We start from the raw sequence: 432 nt of genomic DNA, 5'->3' as shown, positions 1-432 counted from the left end.
GGCCAGCCCTGCTGCTGCCAGACCCCGGCGGCCTGCTGGGCCCGCTGGAAGTCCTCGGCGACCAGGGCCGCCAGATCGAAGTACGCCTCGCGGACCTTGGGCCGCATCATCGAGATGTCCACCTCGGCACCGGCGGCCAGGTGCTCGTCGAAGGGCACCACCACGACGCCGCGGCAACGGGTCTCGAAGTGGGCGACGATGTCCTCGATCTTGATCAGCTTGCTGGTCTCGCGAACGCCGGAGACCACCGTGATGGAGCGCTGCACCAGGTCGGCGTAGCCGTGCGCGGAGAGCCAGTCCAGGGTGGTCGAGGCACTGCTGGCGCCGTCCACACTGGGGGTGGAGACGATGATCAGCTGGTCGGCGAGGTCCAGCACACCGCGCATGGCGCTGTAGAGCAGGCCGGTGCCCGAGTCGGTCAGGATGATCGGG

1 protein-coding gene is annotated in these 432 nt (G+C 69.2%); it reads right to left on the bottom strand.

The features are described from left to right. Positions 1-432 (bottom strand): MinD/ParA family ATP-binding protein (locus AOK09_RS42670; RefSeq protein WP_407675446.1); only part of this gene is annotated, 432 nt, incomplete at both ends.

This window comes from Peterkaempfera griseoplana (assembly GCF_001418575.1).
Classification (GTDB): domain Bacteria; phylum Actinomycetota; class Actinomycetes; order Streptomycetales; family Streptomycetaceae; genus Peterkaempfera; species Peterkaempfera griseoplana.
The sequence above is the reverse complement of the archived record's forward strand: the minus strand, read 5'-3'. Positions and strand labels throughout refer to the sequence as shown.